We start from the raw sequence: 506 nt of genomic DNA, 5'->3' as shown, positions 1-506 counted from the left end.
AAAGTTAGCTGCGCTAGACGCGAAACCAGGTGATCTACCCATGGTCAGGTTGAAGTTCCGGTAACACGGAATGGAGGACCGAACCAGTTTACGTTGAAAAGTATTTGGATGAACTGTGGGTAGGGGTGAAAGGCCAATCAAACCTGGAAATAGCTCGTACTCCCCGAAATGCATTTAGGTGCAGCCTTATTTTAATCTTACAGAGGTAGAGCTACTGATTGGACGAGAGGGCTTCACCGCCTATCAACTCCTGATAAACTCCGAATGCTGTAAGATGATGAATAGGAGTGAGGGCATGGGTGCTAAGGTCCGTGTCCGAAAGGGAAAGAACCCAGACCATCGGCTAAGGTCCCCAAATGTATACTAAGTTGAACAAACGCGGTTTGATTGCATAGACAGCTAGGATGTTGGCTTGGAAGCAGCCATTCATTTAAAGAGTGCGTAACAGCTCACTAGTCGAGCGATCGAGCATGGATAATAATCGGGCATAAGTATACTACCGAAGC

At 47.0% G+C, this 506-nt stretch carries 1 rRNA gene; it reads left to right on the top strand.

Annotation, left to right across the window (positions count from 1 at the left end):
- Positions 1-506 (top strand): 23S ribosomal RNA (locus tag OM075_RS25550); the annotation flags it as partial.

Origin of the sequence: Plebeiibacterium sediminum, from assembly GCF_026013605.1 — a bacterium.
Taxonomy (GTDB): domain Bacteria; phylum Bacteroidota; class Bacteroidia; order Bacteroidales; family Marinilabiliaceae; genus Saccharicrinis; species Saccharicrinis sediminus.
Note: the sequence above shows the minus strand (reverse complement) of the source record. Positions and strands in the feature narration are given on the sequence as shown.